This window comes from Sphingobacterium sp. ML3W (assembly GCF_000747525.1).
GTDB lineage: Bacteria > Bacteroidota > Bacteroidia > Sphingobacteriales > Sphingobacteriaceae > Sphingobacterium.
The window spans coordinates 3,339,897-3,365,339 of sequence record NZ_CP009278.1; the positions used below are offsets into that span (position 1 = coordinate 3,339,897).

General features: G+C 37.3%; 31 protein-coding genes. 23 read left to right on the forward strand and 8 right to left on the reverse strand.

Going from position 1 to position 25,443, the window contains the following annotated elements:
- Position 1: 1 nt before the first annotated feature.
- From KO02_RS14265 to arsB, 22 genes are all read left to right on the forward strand, one after another.
- On the forward strand, positions 2-331 hold the full coding sequence (locus KO02_RS14265; protein WP_038699325.1) for a 2Fe-2S iron-sulfur cluster-binding protein: 330 nt from the start codon (positions 2-4) through the stop codon (positions 329-331).
- Between the two features lie 256 nt (positions 332-587).
- Positions 588-1,889 carry an NAD(P)/FAD-dependent oxidoreductase gene (locus KO02_RS14270; RefSeq protein WP_038699327.1) on the forward strand — a complete coding sequence of 434 codons (1,302 nt, stop codon included), beginning with the start codon at positions 588-590 and terminating at the stop codon, positions 1,887-1,889.
- A gap of 19 nt (positions 1,890-1,908) precedes the next feature.
- Positions 1,909-3,564, forward strand: a complete 1,656-nt coding sequence (locus KO02_RS14275; RefSeq protein ID WP_038699329.1) for a DNA polymerase/3'-5' exonuclease PolX — start codon at positions 1,909-1,911, stop codon at positions 3,562-3,564.
- A 248-nt stretch (positions 3,565-3,812) separates the two neighbouring features.
- Positions 3,813-5,078 (forward strand): site-specific integrase, encoded by a 1,266-nt coding sequence (locus KO02_RS14280; RefSeq protein ID WP_034727288.1) that lies wholly within the window; start codon positions 3,813-3,815, stop codon positions 5,076-5,078.
- Between the two features lie 122 nt (positions 5,079-5,200).
- The gene (locus tag KO02_RS14285) at positions 5,201-6,214 is read left to right on the forward strand and encodes a hypothetical protein (protein WP_131401731.1); all 1,014 of its coding nucleotides are present in this window, start codon (positions 5,201-5,203) and stop codon (positions 6,212-6,214) included.
- 675 nt (positions 6,215-6,889) lie between these two features.
- Positions 6,890-7,267, forward strand: coding sequence for a single-stranded DNA-binding protein (locus KO02_RS14290; RefSeq protein ID WP_034727283.1), 378 nt, complete (start codon positions 6,890-6,892; stop codon positions 7,265-7,267).
- Between the two features lie 44 nt (positions 7,268-7,311).
- The gene (locus KO02_RS14295; RefSeq protein WP_038699333.1) at positions 7,312-8,385 is read left to right on the forward strand and encodes a DUF932 domain-containing protein; all 1,074 of its coding nucleotides are present in this window, start codon (positions 7,312-7,314) and stop codon (positions 8,383-8,385) included.
- 52 nt (positions 8,386-8,437) lie between these two features.
- Positions 8,438-8,914 (forward strand): hypothetical protein, encoded by a 477-nt coding sequence (locus tag KO02_RS14300; protein ID WP_038699335.1) that lies wholly within the window; start codon positions 8,438-8,440, stop codon positions 8,912-8,914.
- Positions 8,911-9,111: a hypothetical protein gene (locus tag KO02_RS14305; protein ID WP_034727275.1), complete on the forward strand. Its 201-nt coding sequence runs from the start codon at positions 8,911-8,913 to the stop codon at positions 9,109-9,111. The genes KO02_RS14300 and KO02_RS14305 overlap by 4 nt, the downstream gene beginning before the upstream one ends.
- Positions 9,112-9,116: 5 nt before the next feature.
- Positions 9,117-9,719 (forward strand): PRTRC system protein E, encoded by a 603-nt coding sequence (locus KO02_RS14310; RefSeq protein WP_034727273.1) that lies wholly within the window; start codon positions 9,117-9,119, stop codon positions 9,717-9,719.
- 27 nt (positions 9,720-9,746) lie between these two features.
- Positions 9,747-9,965, forward strand: a complete 219-nt coding sequence (locus KO02_RS14315; protein ID WP_002978317.1) for a PRTRC system protein C — start codon at positions 9,747-9,749, stop codon at positions 9,963-9,965.
- Between the two features lie 17 nt (positions 9,966-9,982).
- Positions 9,983-11,149 carry a hypothetical protein gene (locus KO02_RS14320; protein WP_034727270.1) on the forward strand — a complete coding sequence of 389 codons (1,167 nt, stop codon included), beginning with the start codon at positions 9,983-9,985 and terminating at the stop codon, positions 11,147-11,149.
- The gene (locus KO02_RS14325) at positions 11,146-11,868 is read left to right on the forward strand and encodes a PRTRC system protein B (RefSeq protein WP_034727267.1); all 723 of its coding nucleotides are present in this window, start codon (positions 11,146-11,148) and stop codon (positions 11,866-11,868) included. The genes KO02_RS14320 and KO02_RS14325 overlap by 4 nt, the downstream gene beginning before the upstream one ends.
- On the forward strand, positions 11,868-12,674 hold the full coding sequence (locus tag KO02_RS14330; RefSeq protein ID WP_038699339.1) for a PRTRC system ThiF family protein: 807 nt from the start codon (positions 11,868-11,870) through the stop codon (positions 12,672-12,674). The genes KO02_RS14325 and KO02_RS14330 overlap by 1 nt, the downstream gene beginning before the upstream one ends.
- Before the next feature lie 477 nt (positions 12,675-13,151).
- Positions 13,152-14,687 (forward strand): SulP family inorganic anion transporter, encoded by a 1,536-nt coding sequence (locus KO02_RS14340; protein ID WP_038699343.1) that lies wholly within the window; start codon positions 13,152-13,154, stop codon positions 14,685-14,687.
- A 109-nt stretch (positions 14,688-14,796) separates the two neighbouring features.
- Positions 14,797-15,126, forward strand: coding sequence for an ArsR/SmtB family transcription factor (locus KO02_RS14345; protein WP_038699345.1), 330 nt, complete (start codon positions 14,797-14,799; stop codon positions 15,124-15,126).
- A 68-nt stretch (positions 15,127-15,194) separates the two neighbouring features.
- Complete coding sequence (locus KO02_RS14350) at positions 15,195-15,668, forward strand: DUF6428 family protein (protein WP_038699347.1); 474 nt, start codon at positions 15,195-15,197, stop codon at positions 15,666-15,668.
- A gap of 12 nt (positions 15,669-15,680) precedes the next feature.
- Positions 15,681-16,112, forward strand: coding sequence for a DoxX family protein (locus KO02_RS14355; RefSeq protein ID WP_038699349.1), 432 nt, complete (start codon positions 15,681-15,683; stop codon positions 16,110-16,112).
- Entirely contained in the window at positions 16,102-17,229 is a 1,128-nt protein-coding gene (gene chrA / locus KO02_RS14360) for a chromate efflux transporter (protein ID WP_038699351.1), read from the forward strand. The genes KO02_RS14355 and chrA overlap by 11 nt, the downstream gene beginning before the upstream one ends.
- 43 nt (positions 17,230-17,272) lie before the next feature.
- Entirely contained in the window at positions 17,273-18,046 is a 774-nt protein-coding gene (locus tag KO02_RS14365; protein ID WP_034727251.1) for a metallophosphoesterase family protein, read from the forward strand.
- Positions 18,047-18,062: 16 nt separating this feature from the next.
- The gene (gcvH, locus tag KO02_RS14370; RefSeq protein WP_038699354.1) at positions 18,063-18,440 is read left to right on the forward strand and encodes a glycine cleavage system protein GcvH; all 378 of its coding nucleotides are present in this window, start codon (positions 18,063-18,065) and stop codon (positions 18,438-18,440) included.
- Between the two features lie 2 nt (positions 18,441-18,442).
- Positions 18,443-19,483 (forward strand): ACR3 family arsenite efflux transporter, encoded by a 1,041-nt coding sequence (gene arsB, locus KO02_RS14375; RefSeq protein WP_038699356.1) that lies wholly within the window; start codon positions 18,443-18,445, stop codon positions 19,481-19,483.
- Between the two features lie 2 nt (positions 19,484-19,485).
- Here the strand turns inward: arsB and nhaA are convergent, their stop codons facing one another.
- Positions 19,486-20,673 (reverse strand): Na+/H+ antiporter NhaA, encoded by a 1,188-nt coding sequence (gene nhaA / locus KO02_RS14380; protein ID WP_038699358.1) that lies wholly within the window; start codon positions 20,671-20,673, stop codon positions 19,486-19,488.
- Between the two features lie 158 nt (positions 20,674-20,831).
- Positions 20,832-21,293 (reverse strand): response regulator transcription factor, encoded by a 462-nt coding sequence (locus KO02_RS14385; RefSeq protein ID WP_038699360.1) that lies wholly within the window; start codon positions 21,291-21,293, stop codon positions 20,832-20,834.
- A 307-nt stretch (positions 21,294-21,600) separates the two neighbouring features.
- Here KO02_RS14385 and KO02_RS14390 point away from each other — a divergent pair, with 307 nt between their 5' ends.
- Positions 21,601-22,338: a YoaK family protein gene (locus KO02_RS14390; protein ID WP_038699362.1), complete on the forward strand. Its 738-nt coding sequence runs from the start codon at positions 21,601-21,603 to the stop codon at positions 22,336-22,338.
- On the opposite strand, the gene KO02_RS14395 is transcribed toward KO02_RS14390, so the two are convergent.
- The 6 genes from KO02_RS14395 to traN form a co-directional block, all read right to left on the reverse strand.
- On the reverse strand, positions 22,322-22,627 hold the full coding sequence (locus tag KO02_RS14395; protein ID WP_038699364.1) for a helix-turn-helix domain-containing protein: 306 nt from the start codon (positions 22,625-22,627) through the stop codon (positions 22,322-22,324). The two genes, KO02_RS14390 and KO02_RS14395, sit on opposite strands and share 17 nt — an antisense overlap.
- Positions 22,608-22,919 (reverse strand): helix-turn-helix domain-containing protein, encoded by a 312-nt coding sequence (locus tag KO02_RS14400; RefSeq protein ID WP_038699366.1) that lies wholly within the window; start codon positions 22,917-22,919, stop codon positions 22,608-22,610. The genes KO02_RS14395 and KO02_RS14400 overlap by 20 nt, the downstream gene beginning before the upstream one ends.
- Positions 22,920-23,093: 174 nt before the next feature.
- Complete coding sequence (locus KO02_RS14405) at positions 23,094-23,381, reverse strand: hypothetical protein (RefSeq protein ID WP_034727228.1); 288 nt, start codon at positions 23,379-23,381, stop codon at positions 23,094-23,096.
- 111 nt (positions 23,382-23,492) lie between these two features.
- Complete coding sequence (locus tag KO02_RS23350) at positions 23,493-23,942, reverse strand: DUF3872 domain-containing protein (protein ID WP_034727225.1); 450 nt, start codon at positions 23,940-23,942, stop codon at positions 23,493-23,495.
- A 12-nt stretch (positions 23,943-23,954) separates the two neighbouring features.
- Positions 23,955-24,515, reverse strand: a complete 561-nt coding sequence (locus tag KO02_RS14415; RefSeq protein ID WP_034727223.1) for a conjugal transfer protein TraO — start codon at positions 24,513-24,515, stop codon at positions 23,955-23,957.
- A 21-nt stretch (positions 24,516-24,536) separates the two neighbouring features.
- Positions 24,537-25,430, reverse strand: a complete 894-nt coding sequence (gene traN / locus KO02_RS14420) for a conjugative transposon protein TraN (protein ID WP_034727220.1) — start codon at positions 25,428-25,430, stop codon at positions 24,537-24,539.
- Between the last annotated feature and the right edge of the window lie 13 nt (positions 25,431-25,443).

Below are 25,443 nucleotides of genomic sequence, written 5' to 3' on the forward strand. Positions count from 1 at the left end.
CATGGAAAATATTATTGAAATAGAAATTGAAGACCGGGATGGTAGTACACAGAAAATTGAAGTGCCAACAGACGTGAACTTATCGCTCATGGAATTACTAAAGGCTACTAATTATGAAGTATTGGCAACTTGCGGTGGTATAGCATTATGTGCCACATGTCATGTACAGATAAAATCTGGCGCAGAAAATCTTTCAGAACCACAGGAGCAAGAATTGGATATGCTTGACACGCTACCTGATGCCGATGATGATAGTAGATTAGCTTGCCAACTGTGGTTAAAGAATGAAAATGATGGCTTAAGAATCAAAATAAAGGGGGCATTACAATAGCAAAGTGTACTTTTTACACCCAATTTTTTCAAACAACAAAAAAACACATTAATAATCTATGCAATTAATCTGCTTTACAAATTACTGATTAACAACACTTAATAAACGTAGCAAAACAATAGAAGAGCATTTTTTGAGCAAAAATGACAATAAAAAGCAACTATATATAAAGATATTTTAGTTTTTTGAATGAAAAATTAAGATATTTGCAGCAGGATTACAATTTTCCGAATATTTTATATAAATTTCAAATAATATGCTAAGCAATCGTTCAGATAGAAAATTCCCAAAAGTTATCATAATTGGTGCAGGTTTTGGAGGAATTGAAGTTGCTAAAAAGTTAAAAAATAAGGATGTAGAGGTATTATTATTAGATAAAAATAATTTTCATACATTCCAACCTTTAATGTATCAAGTTGCTACAGGTACATTATCTGCAGATTCTATCTCATTTCCTATACGTAAGATGTTCAAGTCTCAGGAAAATTTTAGTTTCAGAATAGCAAGTGTAAATCACATTGACTCTTCCAATAAGACGGTTCAAACGGATATCGGTGATTTTGAATATGATTATTTAATCGTGGCTACAGGTGCTACTACAAATTTCTTCGGAAATCAGCAGATTGCAAAATATGCTCTACCTATGAAAAGCATTCAAGAAGCGTTAAACATTCGTAGTTATGTCTTACAAAATCTTGAAAAAGCTGTTCAAATTGAAAATCCAGAAGAGCGTAAACCATTCTTAAACTTTGTAATAGTTGGCGGTGGTCCCACGGGCGTTGAGCTTTCCGGTGCAATTGCTGAAATCAGAAATAATATTCTTGAAAAAGATTATCCTGAATTGCGCAAGGAAGAAATGAATGTGTACTTAGTTGAAGGTCAAAGTAAAGTTTTGGCGAATCTATCGGCTAAATCCTCTGAAGATTCTGAAAAATACTTAAAAGCTTTAGGTGTTAAAATATTATTGAACGTTTCTGTTACTGGCTTTGATGGCACTGCAATTTCTTTCGGAGACGGTAGCGCGATTGAAACAAAGACTGTAATTTGGGGAGCTGGAGTTGCTGGTCAGTTTCCGGAGGGCTTCAAAAAAGAAAACATCCAGCGAGGAAATCGTATTCAAACTGATGATCAATGCCGTGTATTAGACATGGAGAATGTCTACGCTATCGGTGATGTATCAGCTTTTATTACGGATGAATTACCACGGGGTTTACCTGGCGTGGCTCCTGTAGCACAACAACAGGGTAAATATGTTGCTCAGCATATCTGCAATGTGATGAATAATCAATCTACAGAAAAATTCTCTTACTTTGACAAAGGTTCAATGGCAACAATAGGCCGTGCTAAAGCAGTTGTTGATATGGGTAAAATTCACTTCAATGGATTCTTTGGTTGGATTGTGTGGATGTTTGTCCATTTAATGTCTATTTTTGGATTTAGAAACAAAGTCGTTACCTTTATCAATTGGACTGTGAAATTCTTCACAAAGAACTCTGGTGTACGATTAATTTTTTACAAATTCAATCAGCCAGCTCCAGAAGTAAAAAAAGAAGATTAAATACTAGAAGATAACTAAAATGGATAACAAGACAATTGCTAAAAAATTCAAGTTATGTAGTCAACTTATGGAGCTGCATAATGAAAACCCTTTCCGAACAAAAGCAATTGCTAGTGCATCCTTTAAATTAGATAAAGTACCCTTTCTTTTGGAAACTGCATCTTTTGAAGAGATTAGTAGCCAACCAGGTATTGGAAAAAGTACCGCAGAAAAGGTTAAAAAATTAGCCGAAACTGGTTCATTTGATGAACTCGACGCTATGTTAAGCATCACTCCAGAAGGTATTTTGGAAATGCTTAACATAAAAGGCTTAGGTCCTAAAAAAATTCAAATCATTTGGAATGACCTCCAAATTGAAAGTGTAGGTGAATTGTTATATGCTTGTAATGAAAACAGGCTAATAGAAGCTAAGGGTTTTGGTTTAAAAACGCAGGAAGATATTAAAAAATCCATTGAGTTTTCAATATCCAATGAAGGCTGGTTTTTATATGCAAAGGTTTTATCTCATGCGGAAAAACTATTTACCAAACTCCAAAAAAGCTTATCCCCCACCTTGATTTCTTTTACAGGTGATTTTCGCAGAAAATGTGAAGTATTAAGCTCTGTTGATATCTTATTGGACACAGATAAAAATAGTACATTAACCTACTTAAATACAAACTATCCAAATAGTCTGAAAGAAGAAATCGAATACACCGCTCTGCGAGATGAAAACGGATTTTCTTTTCACATCTATTTAACTACTACAGGAGACTTTCATAAAAACCTACTGTTAACAACGGGTTCAAAAAAACACCTAGAGGGTCTAAACCATGACCTTATTACGGCTTTAGCTTCCGAACAAGCTCTTTATATGGCTCAAGGCATGGATTATATCGAACCTGAATTAAGAGAGGGCTTAAATGAAATCATTTTGGCTAAGGCGCATGAATTACCGATACTGATTAATTTTGATGACCTAAAAGGGACTTTACATAATCACTCGACCTATAGCGATGGAGTGCATAGCTTAGCTGAAATGGCTCGCTATTGTAAGGACGAGCTTGGACTCAACTACTTTGGCATTTGTGATCACTCTAAAACTGCAGTTTATGCGAATGGTTTATCTATCGAACGTGTGCAAAAACAGTGGGAAGAAATTGATTTACTTAATCAAGAATTAGCACCTTTTAAAATTTTCAAAGGTATTGAATCTGATATTTTAGGCGATGGTTCCTTAGATTATCCTGATGAAGTTCTAGCTGGCTTTGATTTTGTGGTTGCATCCGTTCATTCCAATCTCAAAATGGATGAGGAAAAAGCAACTGCTCGCTTATTGAAGGCAATAGAAAATCCATATACTACTATATTAGGTCATCCGACGGGACGCTTATTATTAAGTAGGTCGGGCTATCCTTTAGACTACAAAAAAATTATTGATGCATGTGCAGTCAATAACGTTGTTATTGAAATTAATGCGAATCCGTTACGGTTAGATTTAGATTGGAGATGGCATCGCTACGCGATAGAAAAAGGTGTGCTTTTAGCCATTAATCCTGATGCACACCGTACTGAAGGCTTAAAGGATATGCATTACGGTATATTTGTTGCAAGAAAAGGTGGTTTATCTGCCAAAAATTGCCTTAATAGTTTTTCTTTATCAGAAATTGAGGATTTTTTAAGTAAAAAAGATTAGTATAAAGCAAAAATAAGCAAAACGGTTAAAACCGTTTATATACAATGCTTTATAAAACAGTAGTCTTAGTTTGGAACTCGGTGTCTGATAGGTTTTGGTCTTAAAAATACAAAGATAGGTTACTAATTCGTTACCGATTAGCAAAGGTAATCAAAGATGTAACAGGTTATATTTCAGTGTTTTGCCCTATTTTTCATATTCCCTTGTAACTCAATACAATTTAATTTTAAACATTAAACATTTGAGTTATGGAGCAGACAAAAAAATCTACGTTCAAATTACTTTTCTACCTGAAAAAGAACGAGCCGAAAAAGAACGGTAATGCCCCGATTATGGCACGTATTACTATTGATGGAACACCTAAGACTTTAGGAACAAAGTTAGAGATCAATCCAAAGAATTGGGATTTAAAGTATGGAAGAGTTGAAGGTAAGAGTGCAAAAGCACTAGGTATTAACCAAAAATTGGATAATATAAGGGCACGTATCGATACCCTTTATGAAGATATGCTGAAACACGAGGGTTTTGTAACGGCACAAAAGCTGAAACTTGCATTTCTCGGTGTTGGTATTATGGAAGATTCCTTGCTGAAAGTATTTAAAAAGAACAATGATGATTTTGGGAAAATGGTAGTACAAGGAGAACGCTCCGAAAGTACCTACTACAAGTACAAAATTGTCTATAACCACGTTGCTGAATTTATCAAAAGCAGGTATCATCGTGATGACATGGCGTTCAGGGAATTGACGTGTGATTTTATCAGAGAGTTTGATTTCTTCCTTCGAATAGACAAAAAGTGCACACACAATACTGTTTGGGTATATACTATGCCACTCTATCGTGTTGCGGAAATAGCTGTCAAAAACGGTCTTATCAGGAAAAATCCTTTTGAAGATTATGAAATATCGATGAAGGAAAATGACCGTAGCTATTTACTTAAGGAAAACGTTGAATCCCTGTTATTACACAATCCTTCAAAACAAAATTATGAAATTGTAAAGGATCTTTTTGTATTCAGCTGTTTTACAGGACTATCTTACATAGATATTAAACAACTTAAAAGTACTAACATACAATCCTTTTTTGATGGTCACGATTGGATTATAAGCCGAAGACAGAAATCTGATGTTGCTTCTAATGTAAGGCTTATGGAAATACCCAAACGAATTATTGAAAAATATAAAGGTACCACCCGAAATGATTCTATTTTTCCTGTTCCTACAAACAAAATTTGTAACAGCCATATAGACAAACTAATTCAAGAATTAGGTATTGTTACAGAACAAAAAGTAACCTTTCACACCGCAAGACACACATTTGGAACAATGTTTTTGACTGAAGGCGTACCACTTGAAAGCCTTAGTAAAATGATGGGGCATAAAAATATTTCTACCACACAGATTTATGCTAAAATTACAAGCCAGAAAATAAGTAAAGATATGGATTTGGTATCGCATAAATTTGCTGGAATGGAAGCATCATTTGCAGAAATGGAGAAAGAAGTTCTCGTTTAGAATTATTGCTTACTAAACAAAGCAGGATGATTTCCTGCTTTGTTTGTTTCGAGAAGCTGGGTGCTTTTAATAAAATTCTTTTTTTTAAATTTACTTACAACAATTCTTTAAACAAAAAAACTATGTCTTTATGTAAACTGTGTCTTGAACGCGAAGCAAACAAAAAGAATACTCACTATCTTACTGATGCAATTATCCGCACCTGTCTTAACATAGAAGGTAGTAATGAACGCGAGAAAGGATTATATTTTGCTCTGGATAATACCAATCCATTTATAGACTTTAATTTCCAACGTCTTGATGAGCTGACCCTCGAGACTACAATTGGAAGAAAACCAACAGAGGAAGAAATTGAAAATGCGAAATCCATTCCATTTTCAGTGGATTACGTATTTTGTAGTGATTGCGAAAACCTGTTTACAGATATTGAAACACCATTTATTCAAAACATACTACCACACTTCCGACAAGCAGATCTTTCAGGTCTCAAAATAGTGAGCGAAGCTGATGTTGTTACAATTCGTAACTTCTTTCACATACAGTTGTACAGAAGTGCAGTCTGTGAAGATATTTTGGCGTTTTCACCTGAGTTTAAGGAGAAGTTACGTCACAGTATCCTCCAAAAAAATGGTGACACATCCATCCCCCTTTCGGTGACACATCTCCAAACTCTTGGAGGAAACGCGATATATACAGAAAACTACATTGGATTTACTGATGATAAAAACCCTTTTATTGTCTTCATGAATGATTTTGTTATACAGGTTTACGAGAATGAAGATGCAATAAAATTTCTACCTTTCCATGGACTAAATGAACAAGAAACTTTTGTCTCTGCTATAAACATCAACGAAGAATCTTTTGCTTTTAAAATATTTGACAATGCAGAAAGAAAGGTTTTTCTCAATACGGTAATCGTCAATGAAAAGGTTAAGAAAACAATACAATACTACCGAGATATGTTTGATATGTTCTGGAGAAAGCTATTTGGTGTCGACGCTCCGGTGCTACAAAAAGAAAGGTATATCCAGAGTCTTATCAATGGTGATGACAATAACTTAATTAAATACTCAAAACAGCAGGTTTTTGAATTTACCGTAGCTTATATGGCTAAACTTTTCAATGTCACCAAATAAATTGCATATAATATTATACAGATAGCCGAGGTAAATAATCCTCGGCTTTTTTTAGCCTATACTAATCTTCAAAGCACATTTATTCCTCCAGCGCCCATCCCATGCAATAAAAGAGCTTTGGCAGGATGAGTTAATAAACCATACTGAAAAACTCCTAATATATCCTCAATAAATATTTTTCAGTACCGTTTACGTGGCTTCCAAAAGCCACAATACTTTAAGATACTAAACTCCAAATTTATAAATTCTGCAAAATGTAATTGCAGGTTTTGTAATCACAAGGCCATTTACTCAATGCCTTTTTCACGTGCTTCCACATGATTTTTATTCAAGAACCGATATGCTGTTTTGTTCCATTTCAAGAGCAAAGGTATTTCCGTGTTCTTAACGCAGGAACAAGGTCGTGCCTTCCAGATTTGCAAAAAAATCTCCACCCATTCGGGTCGTATTTTTTTGACAAAACCTTGTTCCTGCTAAACACTAACCTTTTTATGCTCGTGAAACGAAACAAAGCATACTCCGGCTCTTTAGACGAATAAAAAAAATGTCAGAAATGAAAAAATACAGCATTGAAAATGGCAAAAGAGTGAAACGAAACTTCAGCACCTCCTCTCATTGCCGAATAAATCAAGGGAAAAATCAGAACAAAATTAATAACGCAAAAAAGTAGAAATCATGAACATTACAGGAAGACTGACAAGAGATGCGGAAGTACGCACAACGTCACAGGACAAACAAGTAGTAAATTTTTCAGTAGCGACCAACGACAGCTACCGTAACAAACAGGGCGAACGCATTGAGCAAACAACCTATTTCGACTGCTCCTATTGGATAACCCCGAATGTAGCCAAGCTACTTACAAAAGGCACTTTGGTAGAACTATCGGGACGAGTAAGTACCAGAGCGTGGACAGGTAATGACGGAGAGCCAAGAGCAGGTCTGAATTTCCATACCTCACAAATCAAATTGCACGGAGGTAGCAAAAAAAAGGAAACGGTACTAACTACCACAGGCACAAACAATAACACGACAGAAGACGACCTCCCATTTTAACAACGAGTATTCAATCATTTTTTTCACATCAAATTTTAAGCATTATGGCACATAATATCAATTTCAACGAGAGAACAGGACGTTATTCATTTTTTAGTGTACAACAAAAAGCGTGGCACGGTTTGGGGCAAATCGTAGAACAGTACCCGACAAGCGAGGAAGCTATCAAACACGCAGGGTTAGATTACGAAGTCGTAAAATCCCCACTATTTACAAAAGGTTCGGGCATTATCGAAACCACCAACAGCATAGAGATAGGCAGTAGCGAATTACAAGTACCTAACTATTTCGCCAACATCCGCACCGATAACAATGCCGTATTGGGCGTGGTTGGCAAGGATTACCACATTGTACAAAACCGTGAAGCCTTTAATTTCTTTGATGCTATTGTAGGCGGTGGTGAGGGCATTCTCTATGAAACCGCAGGAGCGTTAGGCAATGGAGAACGTATTTTTATCACCGCCAAATTACCCGACTATATCCGAGTTGGGAATGGCGATGACGTTACGGAAAAATACATTTTCCTAACCACTTCGCACGATGGTAGCGGAAGTATCACAGCCGCATTTACACCTATCAGAATTGTTTGCCAAAACACCTTAAATGCTTCGTTACGCAGTATGACAAATGTTGTCCGCATCAAACACACTTCGGGAGCAAAACAACGTGTTGAGAATGCCCATAAGATTATGGGACTTGCCAATACATTTAGCAACCAATTAGAGGGAATTTTCAATGAATGGGCAAAAGTAAAGGTCACAGACCGAGAGGTAAAAAAGCTAATTCAATTGGCACTTTGCCCGAATAAGGAAACCTTTGATTTAATCAAAAAAGGTGCGGAAGATGAAATTTCAACCCTTTTTAAAAATACCGTTGAGGACGCATTTGCATACGCAATGATAAGCGATACACAACAAATGGACACAACAAATGGCACTTTGTTCGGAGCGTATAACGCTGTCACAGGCTACTATCAGAACGTGAGAAATTACAAGAATGACGAAGCCAAATTGCAGAGCATTGTATTGGGTGGTACTGCCCAACTGAAATCGCAAAAAGCATTTGAACTGTGTACCGCATTTGCTTTGGACGGTGCGGAAATCCTAAACCTTAATTAAATAACAACAGGCTACCGCCTTAATCGGTGGTAGCCTACTAAAAATATTCATTATGGCAAATTGGTGCAGTAACACGGTTGTATTCGAGGGAACTCCCGAAGCAATCACAGCAATACAAGAACTTTTCCAATCAATGAAGGAAAAGGAAGAAAAAACCGAAGAAGGGCAACTACCCGAATTTATGGAAGATACCAACGGTGGGTATTTCTTCAATATCTATTGGAACGAGGGCGATGAAGGGCAATTTCAATATGAAACAAAATGGTCGCCCAATATTGAAATTACTCAAAAGATAGCAGAATACTACCAAGTGGATTTTGTACAGGACTATGAAGAAATGGGAAACCTTGTTTACGGGAGAGCAACTTATCGGGATGGCATACTCAGCGATATATTTTTGGGCGATGATGATTTTGAAGCCTACGAACAGGATGAAGAAACAGACCTCTACCACTTTGAGGGAGAAGAGTACGAAAGTGATTATGAGATATTGGAAACTCTTTTGGAACGCAAAATTGTAACACTATGAAAGTAACGGATTTGAACGGTTACGAAATTGAAGTAACCGACCTAAAAGAAGCTATCCGTATTGCGAAGCGAAATACAGGATATAGCCACGAGGACAAAAGTTTTTCAGACTTCGATAAAAGGCAAAATGCCTATTGGACGGATATACACAAGAAATTGATAGCAATCAAAAAACAATCTTCAACAATTAAAATTTAAGAACGATGAATACAAATTTTTTCAATCAGATACAGCAGTTGGACTTTACAGGAGTTTTACAACTGAACATTTCAAAAGGAATAGAAAGCAACCTAATTGTAACAGTATTGCTTAACAACGAACAATGCGGAGATAGTGCCAAAAACGGTATTCCCCCATTGACATTCAACGCCACACCCCAAGAGTTTGACGAGGGATTTTTTGAGCAGATAACAACACCTATACAAAAGGTATCGGGCTTAATGGTGGATATGGAAAAATTTCAAAAGCAACTTGATGAAGCCAAAGCACAATCGGCAATCGAGAAAGCAAAAACCGAAAAAGAGAAAAAAGAAAAAGAAGCCAAAGACAAGAAGTTTAAAGATGCAATGGCAAAGGCGGATGAGTTGGAAAAAGAGGGCAAATTCCGTGAAGCGTGGATAAAAGTTCCCGATATAACGGAGTTCTCCGAAAAAGCGGACGAGATACGCAAACGCAAAACATCATTGTCCGACAAGTTCGCAACACCGAGCCTTTTCGGAGCAATGGAAGAAGCAACGCCCGAACCGCCAAAGGTGGAAGAACTTACTGCCGATTATCCCATTGATGAAGCGGACGAGGAAGAATAAAAGTGTTAACCCAAAAATTAGAAAGTTATGTTATTAGCAACACAGTTAGAACGAGTTTTCATACTCAAAGATAAAGGACAGGACATCAGGCTGACCGACCCCGAACCACGTTGGAGCGTGGAAGCCGTAATGAATTTTTACGCCAATATGTACCCGATTTTGACAACTGCAAAAGCATCTGCACCACAGATAAAAGATGATGCAGTCGAGTACAAATTTGAGAGCGTAATGGGTACGAAAGGTTAAACCAAAATTTTAAAACGATGAATTATGCAACGCAATATCATATCGGGAATAATCAACATACCCGAACAGAAACGACAACAGCAGTTACACCGACAGTTGGGCGAGTTCGCCAATTGGATGCAAAGACCAAAGGACGCCAACCAAGTGCAGAAAGACAAACAGAAATCCGTACCGATAGCAATGTTGCCAATGCTATTCTAAAATGTACATTTCTGCCTAAATTGAAAACAGCACAATCCGTACAGGCTTGTCAGAAAACGGAGAGGGATTTTTACAAGTCCCTTTCCCGACTTGCCGAGCATTACAGCATTGAGCCAATGCAAACCCAAGATTTTGAGTTTCCCTACAATATAACATTGTCTATGTGGGATATGGAAACTAAATTGAAGCGTACCAATATCAATTGGGATGGTTTCAAATTGATACAGAATAGCGGTAAAACCTATTTTGTGAGTGAGGAACGATACAATACAGGTACAACTTTGTACTATATTCCCATTAAGCCACTGTTTAAAATGCTCAAAGACCCGAAGCGTAAAAAGACCGCACAACTTTTACTGTCGGTATGCAGTTATCTGTACCACATCGTCCTAATTCCCTATTACAGGCAGGAAGAAAGTTATTTGTATTGGCTTTACGAAACGATGAATGATTGGGTGGAACAGGATGAGGAAACGGAAGAAACAGAAACCAACAAACGTGAATTGAGAAAAGCCGAATACATTGGCGATAAGATAGAACAGAAGTTATTCAACCGCATCAATCTAAAGATATTTGAACAGCGTTTGAACCGATTTAAAAGTGTTGATACGTTCGATAAGGAATGTTGGCAAGTGGCTTGTAATGCGTTTGCCCTTTGTACAGAATATCCGAACGCAACTATTTTCAGAAACGCCACATTGCCCGAAAAAGACCTTTATAATGATGATTACGAAAATGAAATAATCGGAATGGAAAAATACATTTCATTTATTGCAGACACTAAAGGTTGGTTATACGAAAACCTTTCAGATACCATCAACAATGAATTTAACGAGTACGGAGCAATGGAAGAACCAACTATTTCCAAGCGGTTTGACGGAAGCGAAATACCAACAACCGACCTTGATTTTGAGAACCGTTTGTTTGATTTATTGAATGATTTGAGTGGATTATTATACGAATACAAAACGATAGAAAAATGAACACAACAACAGATATAACAAACCATTTTGGCAGTATGTACTATCCAAAATCCGCTTTGGTTTTCTATGAAACCAAAGGAACGGAAACCGATGTGTATGTGGAGCATTTTGATATGGATAGCAACGGAACGCCTATCAATGCCCACCCATTGACGGTAAAAGAAGCCAATGTATTGGCAAAAGCTTTAAAGACCGATGAAGAAAAGAACGCAGCTTTTTTAAAGCCAAAAGGAATTTTGCCGACCAATATTCTGCATATCAATCCGAATGCTGAAAAAGGTACTGTGCTTTGGTACACCAAAGCACAGCAACGGAAACTGTATTTTGTGGAAAGTTTGGGCATACCCAACGGAATGGCACAAGTACCGCCAATGCTTTGGTTAGCGAACAAAAACAGTCTTACCGTATTTGCTTTGGCAAATGATAGAAGACCCACCGAGAAAACGCCATTGTATTACGCACCTTTCTTCAATATCTACGAAAAGGGCAATGTATGTATGGGTACGGTAAGTATTGATATTAAAAATTCTGCTTCGGTTGAGGAATTTATGCAAGCGTGGGAACATTATTTTTTCAATTCCTATTTCAGTCATTCATTGAGTGCAAATTTGACAAAAAAGAACATCGTAAGTCTATGGAAAGACCTTATCGGTACGGATAAACCCTTTCCAAAAGAAGTATTGAAAAAGAACAACAAAACCCTTAAAAATCTATTGTGATGAACACAGCAAAAACAGCAATCCATTTTACAGACAATTATCTGCTCAATCCGACAAACCCGATTTCGATAAACCTTATCGGAGCAGGTGGCACAGGCTCAAAAGTATTGACCGCTTTAATGGAAATAAACAAAAGTTTGATAGCATTGGAACACGCAGGGTTGCAAGTCCGCCTTTGGGATGATGATGTTATCACGAGTGCCAATTTAGGCAGACAACGATTTGCAGAAAGTGAAACAGGATTGTACAAATCCGTTGCTTTAATCAATCGTTGCAACCGTTGGGCAGGTACAAATTGGAAAGCCGAAACGGTAAAATTTGAAAAGGACAATTTTGAAAGACCGCCCGAAAAAGCAAAGGCAATCATTACCATTACGTGTGTGGACAATGTACAGTCGAGGTTTGGCGTTGCTGAAATTCTTAAAGAAATAAGCTACCGCAGACACTACCAAGACGAGCCAAAATATTGGCTGGACTTTGGCAACAGCCGAGATATTGGACAAGTGCTACTATCTACTATCGGAGAGATAAAGCAACCCAATTCAGAGAAATACCAAACGGTGGCAAGCCTGCCATTTGTTACCGATGAATTTGGCGAATTACTGAAGCAATCCGAACAGGAAGACAACACGCCAAGTTGCTCACTTGCAGAAGCATTGGAACACCAGGATTTGTTTATCAATTCATCATTAACACAAATGGGGTGTTCTTTGCTATGGAACTTGTTCCGCAGGGGAATGACCGAATACAAAGGATTTTTTCACAACCTGAAAGATTTCCGCACCCACCCGATAAAAGTTGCCTAAAAGCCTAAGTCGGCGGGCAAAAATGCAATTCCTCGCTTCGGTCGGAAACGCATTTTTGCGGTTTAAAGCGGATGCAACCACTTTGCCAAAATGCACCACTTCACAATTCCCTTTCTTCACATTTTACCAAACAGGTTGCGAGTTTTTTGCGTGGGATATTCATTATCCCATTTGTTGTATTTACCACTGACTTTTTTTTTTCCCAGACTGCGACCAAAGAAAAGATTCTGTGTTGTGAAACAATTTTTTTTAGTTTTTTTTGGTGTTAAATTGTCTACAATAACTATAAATTGTACTTTTGCACCACTCAATGAAAAGAACAGTACAAATATCATCCCAAGTTACTCCGCCTTGATCTTAGGCTAACTGTTATATTTCCCAATTTTAATTTATTGGCTTCTCTGTCGTACCCGAAGGTTTTGCTTTCGTGTACATACTTTTCTATTTACATTTTTACCACTTTAAACATAAATTTTTATGCAGAAAATTATCAATTTGTTTGATTTCAAACAGAAAATTAATTACAAAAACGAAATTCTTGCGGGTCTTGCGGTGGCTATGACCATGATACCTGAGTCTTTATCCTTTGCTATTCTGGCAGGGCTTTCGCCTTTGACAGGGCTTTATGCAGCTTTTTTAATGGGTATTGTTACTGCAATTTTGGGAGGCAGACCCGGAATGGTTTCTGGGGGAGCCGGAGCAACGGTAGTAGTACTTATCGCATTGGCAGCATCACACGGTGTGGAATATCTTTTTGCTGCGGTTATATTAGCAGGTGTACTGCAATTTTCAGTAGGAATTTTTAAACTGGGTAAATTTGTCCGCCTGATCCCACAACCAGTAATGTATGGTTTTTTAAACGGCCTTGCAGTAATCATTTTCATGGCACAGGTAGCTCAATTTAAAGTTGTAGAAAACGGGATAGAAGGTTGGATGCAGGGGCCGGCGCTTTATCTAATGGCTGGATTGACATTATTAACTATAGCCATCGTATTTATATTGCCAAAATTTACAAAAGCGGTTCCTGCATCTTTAGTAGCAATAATAGTTGTCTTTGGTATTGTATATTTTTTCGGCATCGATACTAAAAAAGTTATTGATATCGCCTCTGTAGGAGGCTCTTTACCTTCATTTCACATCCCTTCTATTCCTTTTACTCTGGAAACATTGAAAATTATTTTCCCTTATGCCTTGGTAATGGCAGGGGTTGGATTGATTGAAAGTCTGTTAACGCTTAATATGGTTGATGAAATAACCAGCACAAAGGGACAATCTAACCGTGAGGCTGCGGCGCAAGGTATAGCCAATATCACCAACGGTTTCTTCGGCGGAATGGGTGGATGTGCAATGGTTGCCCAAACTTTAGTGAATATCGGAGCTGGAGGAAGAGCCAGACTTTCTGCAATAGTTGCAGCTATAGCAATTTTATTAATCATTCTGGTTGCAGGTCCTGTAATCGAGCAAATTCCAATGGCGGCATTAGTCGGGGTGATGATGATGGTAGCTATAGGCACATTTGAGTGGGTCAGCTTTCGAATCATTAATAAAATGCCTCGTCACGATATTTTTATTGGTATGCTGGTAGCAGTTATAACTGTATTATTACACAACTTAGCTTTAGCCGTTTTGATAGGTGTAGTTATTTCGGCTCTTGTATTTGCTTGGGAAAGTGCCAAACGAATACGTGCTAGAAAGTATGTAGATGAAGATGGTGTAAAGCATTACGAAATTTTTGGCCCGCTTTTCTTTGGCTCTGCTATGGCATTTACCGAAAAATTTGATGTTAAAAACGATCCCGATGAGGTGATAATAGATTTCAAGGAAAGCAAAGTTGTAGATATGTCCGCAATTGAAGCCTTGAATAAAATTACGGAGAAGTATCACAAGGAAGGTAAAAAACTACATTTACGTCATTTAAGCCAAGATTGCAGGCAATTACTTAAAAATGCAGAAACAGTTATTGATGTGAATATTATTGAAGATCCTACCTACAAAGTAATGACTAATAAATAGCATTGGATTATACAAGTTTAATATTACAACTACAGCAATAATTTTTTAAAAATTATTGCTGTTTAAATTTATTATCGTAATATTGCGATATATTTATTTTTTTAAACTGATGGGTGTCACAAAAACCGAAATTTTTACAGAACAGCAGAACCATTTAGCTGGTATTTTAAAGGCACTGGCTCATCCTGCCCGTATAGCTATACTGCAACATATCATTAAACAAAATGCCTGCATCTGTAATGATCTGGTAGAAGAATTGGGATTGGCACAAGCGACAATTTCACAACACTTGAAAGAGCTGAAAAATATTGGTATCATTAAAGGAAATATAGAAGGAACTAGTGTATGTTACTGTATTAATGAAACAGTCTGGAATGAGGTTAAGAAGGAACTCAATAGCTTTTTTGTCGAGAATGTAAATAGTAAAGAATGCTGTTAAGCGTTTTTTTTTAACACCAAAACATCGTAACATTGCAATATAACATTTATTGAATTAATATCAGAAATATGAAGTTATCAAAAATTAAAGAAATCCTGCCAACATTAGTAAATGTTGGATTTCAATTAGAAAACGGAACTTTAGTTCCAGAACATTTCCACGTTACCGAAGTGGGACAAATTACTAAAAACTTTATAGACTGTGGTGGCGTAATCCGGTCAGAAAAAGTTGTAAACTTCCAATTATGGAATGCGGACGATTTCGAGCACAAATTAAAGCCAGTTAAACTATTAAACATCATCAAGCTATCCGAAGAAAAATTAGGTATTGAAGATGCGGAAATTGAGGTGGAATACCAAAGCGAAACGATTGGCAAGTATGATTTGGATTTCAACGGAGATACATTTGTACTGAAAAATAAAACAACAGCCTGCTTGGCTCAAGATGCCTGCGGGATTCCTTCAGATAAACAAAAGAAAAATTTGGCGGAACTGCCTGTAAATAATGCTAATGCTTGTACTCCAGGTGGCGGATGTTGTTAAAATTGAATTTATATGTTTTCAAAAATCATTCATACAGATAATTCAAAGACAACAATCATAATCCGACTGATTGTTGGAGGTGTTTTTTTATCGGAGGGCATTCAGAAATTTCTATTTCCTACTTTACGGGGAGCCGGGCGGTTTGAAAAAATTGGCTTGCCATCTCCTGAATTTCTTGGAAGTTTTGTAGGCATATTTGAAATCCTTTGCGGAGCACTTATTTTGCTCGGGTTGCTTACAAGGTTAGCAAGTATTCCGCTCATCATCATTATGCTGGTTGCCATTGCCACGACCAAAACATCTATTTTGGCTAATGAGGGTATTTGGGAATTGCTGCACGGTAGCCGTACGGATTGGGCGATGCTTTTGGGAAGTATGTTTTTGTTAATCAAAGGTGCAGGTAATTGGTCTATTGATAAAATCGTAATGAGAAATGGAGCGTGATATTCAAATAAAGGAAATTGCCAAGCTCTTTCTCAAGCTTGGTTTTATTGGCTTCGGAGGTCCCGCGGCTCATATTGCTATGATGCAGCAGGAAGTTGTTGTCAAAAAGAAATGGATGAGCGAACAGCATTTTTTGGATTTGTTGGGAGCTACTAATCTCATTCCTGGCCCCAACAGTACAGAAATGGCGATACACATCGGCTATGACAAAGGCAGTTGGAAAGGGTTAATTGTTGCGGGGTTATGCTTTATTTTACCTGCGGTTTTCATTACCGGGATATTTGCATGGTTGTATCAGCAATACGGACAATTGCCCGAAGTACAGCCCTTTATTTACGGTATCAAACCTGCAATCATCGCTATTATCATAGGAGCTGTTTTTCCATTAGCAAAGAAATCTGTCAAGTCCACATTCTTGGCGGTTGTAGGTATTCTTGTTTTGGTACTGTCATTATTCGGCATTAGTGAAATCTATTTGATGTTTGGAGCGGGATTGCTGGCAATGGGTTTGTATTCTATTCAGAGCAAAAGAAATACGCTCCAAAGTTTTATCCCGCTCGCATTCTTACAAATCGCACAAAGCCCCTTACTCTCTGAAACAAATACCAAATTATTTTGGATATTCCTGAAAATTGGTGCTATCCTCTATGGAAGTGGTTATGTTCTTTTCGCCTTTTTAGATACGGAGTTAGTTGCAACGGGCTTACTCACCCGGCAGCAATTAATGGATGCTATTGCTGTTGGACAGTTTACCCCAGGTCCTGTTTTTTCTTCTGTTACGTTTATTGGCTATCAAATCAACGGACTATCCGGAGCAGTTATTTCTACGATTGCTATTTTTCTGCCGTCGTTTATTTTAGTAGCATTGCTAAATCCCTTGATGAAAAAAATGCGCCAATCTAAAGGACTGTCCATTTTTCTCGATGCGGTCAATGTGGCATCTGTTGCAATCATAGTCGCTATTTGTCTTACAATGGGCAAAGAAACTATTACTGATTGGCGGACGATATTAATTGCAATGATAAGTGCGATCGTAGTTTTCAAATTCAAAAAAATAAATAGTGCCTTTGTGGTTATTGGAGGAGCATTATTAGGGTATTTATTTAATCTTATCTAAAGTTATCTTAAACAAAATATTTAAACAATAAAAATCAGACAAAATGAAAATAGCATTATTCAGTGATATTCACGCCAACTTACCTGCATTAGAAGCATTTTTTGAAGATGTTGAAAAAAGAAAACCAGACAGTATTTATTGTTTGGGCGATTTGGTGGGCTATAATATTTGGCCAAACGAAGTGGTAAACGAAATCCGTAAAAGGAGAATACCAACCATTGCCGGAAATTACGATTTTGGCATTGGCAGAATGAGCAACGAATGCGGTTGTGCCTACAAAACAGACAGTGAAAAAGATAACGGAAATATTTCTATTTCATTCACAAATTCTTTGATGAAAGATGAAGAAAGAGCGTATTTGCGTACACTTCCAGCCCATATCAAAGTAGAATTTCAACTGAATGAAGATAAATTGAATTTGCTTTTGGTACACGGAAGTCCGAGAAAAATAAACGAATATCTTTTTGAAGACCGTGAGGAAAAAAGTATGCTTCGCATTATGGAGCAAGCCGATGCAGACATTATGTGCTTCGGACACACACACAAACCTTATCACAGAGTTTTAAATTCGGGTATTGACGGTCAAAATCATTTCAGACACGCCATTAATATCGGTTCGGTTGGTAAACCGAAGGACAGCGATGTAAGAGGCGGTTATGTAATGCTTACGATTAATGAAAACAGTTCTGTGTTGGATAAAGATAGTATCAGTGTAGAATTTATACGCTTTGATTATGATATTGAAAGGGCTGCAAAAGCAGTTGAAGAAAGCATTTTACCAAACGAATACGCAGAAAATTTAAGAAGAGGTTACTAATCTAAAATTTATAAAAATGGAATTTCCAACCGATAGAAAGTATTCAAAAGAACATACCTGGATAAGCATACAGGACAACACAGGTACAATAGGCATTACAGAATTTGCGCAAAGTGAATTGGGCGAAATCGTATATGCGGATTTACCAAACGTTGGATATAGTTTTCAGCAGGACGAAGTATTCGGCTCTGTTGAAGCAGTTAAAACGGTCAGTGATTTATTTATGCCTGTATCGGGTAAAATCACTGAAACGAACGAACTACTTTTGAAAGCACCCACACTCATAAACGACAATCCTTATAAAGACGGTTGGATGATAAAAATTGAAATAAAAGACATTACAGAATTAGAAGACTTATTGACATCAAACCAATATAAAGAACTTACAAATTAGCCATGCAACCAAAATTAAAATTCTTAGACAGATACCTTACTTTATGGATATTCCTTGCAATGGCAATTGGCGTGGGTTTGGGTCATTTCTTTCCCAAAATCTCTAATGTTACCAACAGCTTATCTGTTGGCACTACCAATATTCCATTGGCAATAGGATTGATATTGATGATGTATCCACCCTTGGCAAAGGTTGATTATTCCTTATTGCCCAAAGCATTTAGAGATAAAAAAGTAATTGGCATATCCTTATTGCTCAATTGGGTAATCGGCACGGTATTGATGTTTGGATTAGCGGTTTTGTTTTTACGTAACGAACCCGATTACATGACAGGCTTAATTCTTATCGGTTTGGCAAGATGTATTGCCATGGTCATCGTTTGGAGTGACTTAGCTAAAGCAAACAGAGAATATACAGCTATGTTAGTTGCATTAAACAGCATCTTCCAGATATTTACTTACAGCTTTTTAGTTTGGTTATTCATCAACGTATTACCTGCAAAATTAGGATTAGCCAATTTCAATGTAAGCGTATCCATGAAAGATGTTACCGAAAGCGTATTGATATATTTGGGTATTCCATTCCTGGCAGGTTTTTTAAGCCGTTACTTCCTTATAAAATCAAAAGGTATAGAATGGTATAACCGAAAATTCGTCCCCGCAATATCGCCAATTACCTTATACGCTTTATTGTTTACGATAGTATTAATGTTCAGCTTGAAAGGCGATAAAATACTGGAATTACCAATGGATGTAGTAAAAGTAGCCATACCGCTAATCATCTATTTTGTGTTGATGTTTTTCGTGAGCTTCTTTATCAATAAATCTCTTAAAGTTCCTTACGACAAAAACGCATCCATCGCATTTACAGCCACAGGAAACAATTTTGAATTGGCAATAGCCGTAGCAATATCGATTTTCGGCATTCATTCGCCACAGGCATTTGTAGGTGTTATCGGCCCACTGGTAGAAGTTCCTGTACTCATATTATTGGTAAGGGCAAGTTTATGGCTAAAGGAGAAATATTATAGTAAAAAAGACTGAATTTAAATTTCAGTCTTCTTACCCTTTCTTCTACTGGATAAATTCAAAATCACATATCCTAAGATACCCGCAATGAGTGATGTTATTAAAACAGATAGCTTGGCCTCTTCAATGAAAACCTGATTGTCAAATGAAAGCATAGATATAAATATGGACATTGTAAAACCTATTCCAGCTAATAATCCTAAGCCAATAATGTGAATAAGGTTACTGTTTGCAGGAAGTTGACCTATCCCTAATTTAGAACATATCAAAGAGGTTGCAACAATGCCAATGGGCTTACCAAAAATTAATCCCAGTGAAATACCTAAACCTAACGGGGAAGTCAGTCCTTCTATCATTTCCTGATGAATTGTAATATTTGTATTAGCGAATGCAAAAATGGGAATAATCAGAAAATTTACCGGTTTTACAAGTGCATGTTCTAGTTTCTCTAACGGAGATTCAACTTCTGTATCATTGGTTGGCAAGGTCATAGCTACCAGTACACCTGCTATAGTGGCATGAATGCCAGAATGATGCACAAAATACCATACAAAAACTCCTGGTATTAGATATAGATAGGGATTTTTAACATTAAAACGGTTCATCAAAATCAGTACTAGCATTCCAATTCCGGCATAGCCTAGATAGCCTAACTCAATTCCGGATGAATAGAAAATTGCAATGACTAAAATGGCAATCAAGTCATCCACAATCGCTAAAGCCGCTAAAAATATTTTTAAACTGGTTGGTACTCTTTTGTCTAACAGCGAAATTACGGCCAATGCAAAAGCAATATCCGTAGCCATAGGAATACCCCAGCCGGAAGCTGTTTCACTACCGGAATTAAAACTTACATAAATCAATGCGGGTACTACTGCTCCACCGATAGCAGCAAGGATAGGCAAAATAGCTTTCTTGGGAGAAGAGAGTTCTCCTTCAACAATTTCTCTTTTAATTTCCAGACCTACCAACAGAAAAAAGATTGCCATCAATCCGTCGTTGATCCACATACTTACGGAATAATTGAGGTGTATGGCTTCATTTTCATACCCCAGCTTTGTGTCCAATAAATTTTGTAGCGGAGCGGCCATTGATGTATTTGCCACTATCATTGAAATCACTACGCATAAAAAAAGGAGGAAACCTCCAAAATTACTTGATTCAACAAAGTCTTTGAAAATCTTTAGATTGATTTTTTTCGGCATATTTATCTGTAAAAATTAAATATCGCAATATACGAATAATGTTGCGAATGAGCTAGCAAAAGGGATAATTACTGCTTAAATTACAGAATAAGTTTTTTCCCATTATGAAGAATATGGCTGAAATAAAACTTATTAATAAGTTAGTAGAAGGAATTACTTTATTCACTATGAAAATCATTATTAAAATATTCCTGCGCGATTTTTGCTACTCCCACACTAAAATATCTTCCGCCATTGATAACAACTTCAATGGCTTTCTTGAAATCGTCTGTATCGCTACCAATGAGCAAATAACTAGAAAAACCAATTTCAAAAAGAGGTTTTACGACTTTTTCAGCATCAATATCACTATGAGCAATAAGCTTTATGGTTGGATATTCTGTCCTTAATTCTTGAACCTGTGCCAGCACATTCTTGTCGTAAAAATCAAGGTCAATAATACAAACATAGGGAAGTTCATTCAATGAAAACAATTGTGATAGTCCATCTTTAATGCTTTCCGAACGAAATAAGACTTCAGTTCCTGAAGCAATGAAATCATTGCAAATCAAATCTAAAATTGGGCTTTTATCATTGATAAAGGCGAGGGTGATTTTTTGTTGTGTTGTACCAGATTCCATAATATTGTCAGATTTTGAGTTAATGGAGTTTCCTGCACAAAAAGAAAGCGCAGGCAACTACACTTACCGCACATTGAGGTACTGGTATACCCGACAACGAATAAGCGAGCGCCCACGCCTATGGCATGAGCGTTCTTCCTTATTGTCCCGTTGTCTAAAAATTACCAGTTTTCAATGTGGGACTTAAAGCAAAAACACTTTAAGTATTTCTATATTTAATAAAGCAAATGTACGAATGTTACAGATTATATACAATTATGAACAAAGGGCAACAGCAATTTTGTAAATTTACAACAAAAGGAAGCAAATGTTTAGACATAAAGGCAAAGGTCGTACTTATACACACAACCTAAAATTAGCCTCAATATTATCCGGTGTAGCAGGTGTCGTAAACATTACCGGTGTTTTAGAATTACATACGCTAACTACTAATGTAACAGGTCATTTTGCTTTTTTTTCTGAGGAACTTGTTTTAAGAAATTACAGAATGGCTTTTGCATATTTATTTTACATTTTGTTTTTTCTGTTTGGAGCGTTTGTTTCAAGTCTTATTATGGAGTGGGTTTCAAAATACAAACCACAAACACCTTATATTATACCCATATTCCTTGAAATAATCATATTATTGGCGGTGAGTTTTTCAGCATTTTTACTACCGAATGAATATGCCAGGTTTTCAATTCTATTATCGTCAGCTCTACTTTTTTCTATGGGATTACAGAATGCATTGGTAACAAGGGTATCCCAATCGGTGGTAAGAACTACCCACCTGACGGGTTTGTTCACGGATCTGGGAATAGAACTGTCACAGCTGTTCTTTTACAGAGATCGGCCAGAACGGATACAGTTGAATAAAAGTATATTCTTAAAGCTGGCAATCATCTGTTGTTTCTTTTTGGGTTGTATAATAGGTGGCTTTACTTATTCATATCTTGAATTAAGAACTCTTTTGCTTCCGGTAGGATTGTTATTTTTCGCTTTATGGTATGACCGGTTATTGTTTCGGTACTATTATCTGAAAAGAAAGTTCAGAAACCATCATTGACCGTATTTTTCCCGGTATAGTTCTCTTCCAGTATCCTTACCAGATCTGTTTCCTTATAAATTATCTTACCTCCAATTTGTATAAATGGCAGGATATTATCATCACGATATTGCTGTAAAGTCCGTTTGCTGATATGTAACAGCTTGCAAATATCTTCGCCCGAAAGATATATCTCTCCGTTCATTACGGGACGGTAGTTTTTCAGTATTTCTTCGATACAGTTTCTCAACTGCATTATCATTTCCTGATGGACGACGATTTCATCAGCTTCATTCGTCAGTAAATTCATTGTCATTTGTATTATACGGCAGTCCGGCTTCGAGTAAAGCCTGTACGTCCGAGCGTTTGTAATAATTCTTGCGGTTCAGTTTGGAATAAGGCAATAAGCCTTTGTCCTTGTAGGTCTGCAAAGTCCGTTTGGTAATGTTCATCATCAAACACACTTCCTGGTTATCGAGCCATTGCTCTTCTTTGAAAATCGGGGTGTATTTCCTTACAGCATTTTCGGTCATTTCCAAAAGTTCCCTTAGCTCATTTTTCATTCCGTCCAATGCGGATTTTTGTATTGCGATAACTTCCATTTTTTGCTCATTTTTTCTGTGGAAGTCGAAGATATTAAGGGGTGTTACAGGGTTGGAAAATGTAGTATTGATTGGCGTTGAAAGGTAGTGTTTGGCGTTTTACGTTTGCTACAAACGAAAAATCGGATAACCTTTTGGGCTATCCGATTTATTCAAAATATTGTTAGAAAAAAGTCAGTGTTGAGCAGGTTGCTCTGTCTTTACTTCCTGTTTTTCCTTATCCTTTTTCATTTGGCTGTAAGTCCATATACAGACAATACCGACAACAATTAAAGCATAGGCAATCCATTTGCCGATACGTTCTATAAAACGGGTAAATACAGATGCTTCAAAACTCGAAAATCCCTCTGCACCCATACCATTACGCCTGTAAAATTTCCTGCGGTTTATCCAATAAATAAGCACTATCGCAATAACGATAACAATAATACCAAACACCAATTGAGCCGTAACTGTATCCATACCCGTTAAGATTATAATTCAAGTAAATTTAAACAAAAAACAACGTACACCGAAAGCTGAAAAGCAAAAAACCGACCTGTAACAGTCGGTTTTGCTTTTATATAAGTAGCATTAATCACTACTGTTGAACTGAAAGCTCAACTGCTTTTCGTTACCGAAGTTATCCGAAATCCAAACCTCAAAGGATTGTGATACGGTAGATGACGAAGTGTAATACAACCGGAACTGCTCCGTTGGCAACGAATACAAATCGTTTGGCAAATACGGTGGTTCGTCATAATACCGCAATGTGCCTTGACCGTCAAATTGGAAGTAGCGGAGAAAATATTGCGTGTTGCTGTAATTGCCTGTTCGCTGTATGGTAATCCGTATCTCTACGGTCTGCCCACTGGCAACATCTTTGGGTACAGGCATTACTTTGACCTCAAAAGGGAAATCGTTCTGTATTTCGAGTTCATCGTCTTTGCTACAAGATACCAACGTAACCGAAGCTGTGAGGATTGCCAAGAGTACATATATTGAGCTTAATCCTATCCTGAATTTATTGAATATTGCTATCATTGTTTTTACGTTTTAAAAATTAAACCTTAATCCCACGCCTGCGGACGGTCGGAACTGTTCCAAGTCTGTACCCCACAAAACCTTTGTACGCCCTTGCAGGACTAACACAAAACGGTCGGACAGGTACGTTTCAAATGTGAGCCGTCCACCAGCTCCGTAGATAAAATTATCCTCGCTCAAAATTTTTGCTCCATCATACAACATTGCTTCGCCACGGTTGATACTTTCGTAACCGACTACACCTGTTATTCCGAAGTTCAGCGTGATGTTCTTACGGGCATCGCCCAAGAGGAAGAAGCTGTAACCGCCCTCTGCGGTATAAGTTTCCTGCGGTATGCGGAGGTCTTTATAATCGTGGTATTGATGAGTGTATTCCAACGCCCAAAGCTGATAGTTACCATTTTTGCCGTTTACGGTCATTGCTACATTGATATAATAATCGTTACCGATTTTATCATCGGACAGCACACCCGTACTCACTTCCAATCCTTTCTGTTTAGGTAACATTCTTTGTGCCTGTGTGACCGTGATGGCCATAAAGATGAGCATCACGGTATAGATATACTTTTTCATATTATTTACTTTAAAAGGTTATTAAAATTTCAGGTGCATATCGTTAATCAAACGAGCTTTGATTAAGTCGGAATTTTCTATCTGGAGCGTTTGATGCCTGCCTCCGTTTTTCTCGAAAATCTCAATCAGCAGTACCTTGTCATCGGCAATGGTAAATTGGTCTAACAGGAAGACGTTTTGTTCGATTGTTTTTCCAGCAATGTCGTCCAGTGGCTTGTAAGTCCTAAGCGGTATCATCGGGCGTTCCTGCACTACGGTACGTTTGGCTACCTTTTTATCCACTACCTTGAAATTCATAAAATCAATCTGAAATGGCACATTGGTACGGTTTCTCAATTCCGTATGGAAATAGTATTTGCCGTTGTGTATGTAAATGCCTTTGAGGATAAACTGAATACCGAAGCTCTTAGCCCCGATATGCTTTACAATACGTTTGTCTTTCTTGTAAATCGTTTCCAACAGCAAGCCTGCCAATGACGGAGAATTGTTGCCCAATTCTTCAAAAAGCACATCGTTACCATTGGCTTTATCTACTGCCTTTTGCATCGTGAGCAGGTCATAGCTCATTGCCTCCGGATAGGAACTATAATACACATTGAAGCTGTAAAAACGTCCGTCATTCGTAATGACTGAAAAATTGGTTTCTGGTTCAAAATCCCTTACCGTTGCTTTTACACGCAACACGTTTTCTGCATCTTCTGCTTTTCCTGCAATCAGATATTCGCTGCCTAAATCCACGTAACGGATAGCGGTCGGAAAAATCAGGTGTGAAGTCTTATCATAGGTAACTTCCATTCTATACGGTTGTATCTTGCCCAATGCAAGTTTAGTTCTTGCACTATCCTGTGCGTAAGACTGTACGGCAAAGCCGAGTATCAGGGCAAATGCCCAAAAGGTTTTTAAATGATTTTTCATTGTTTAAATTATT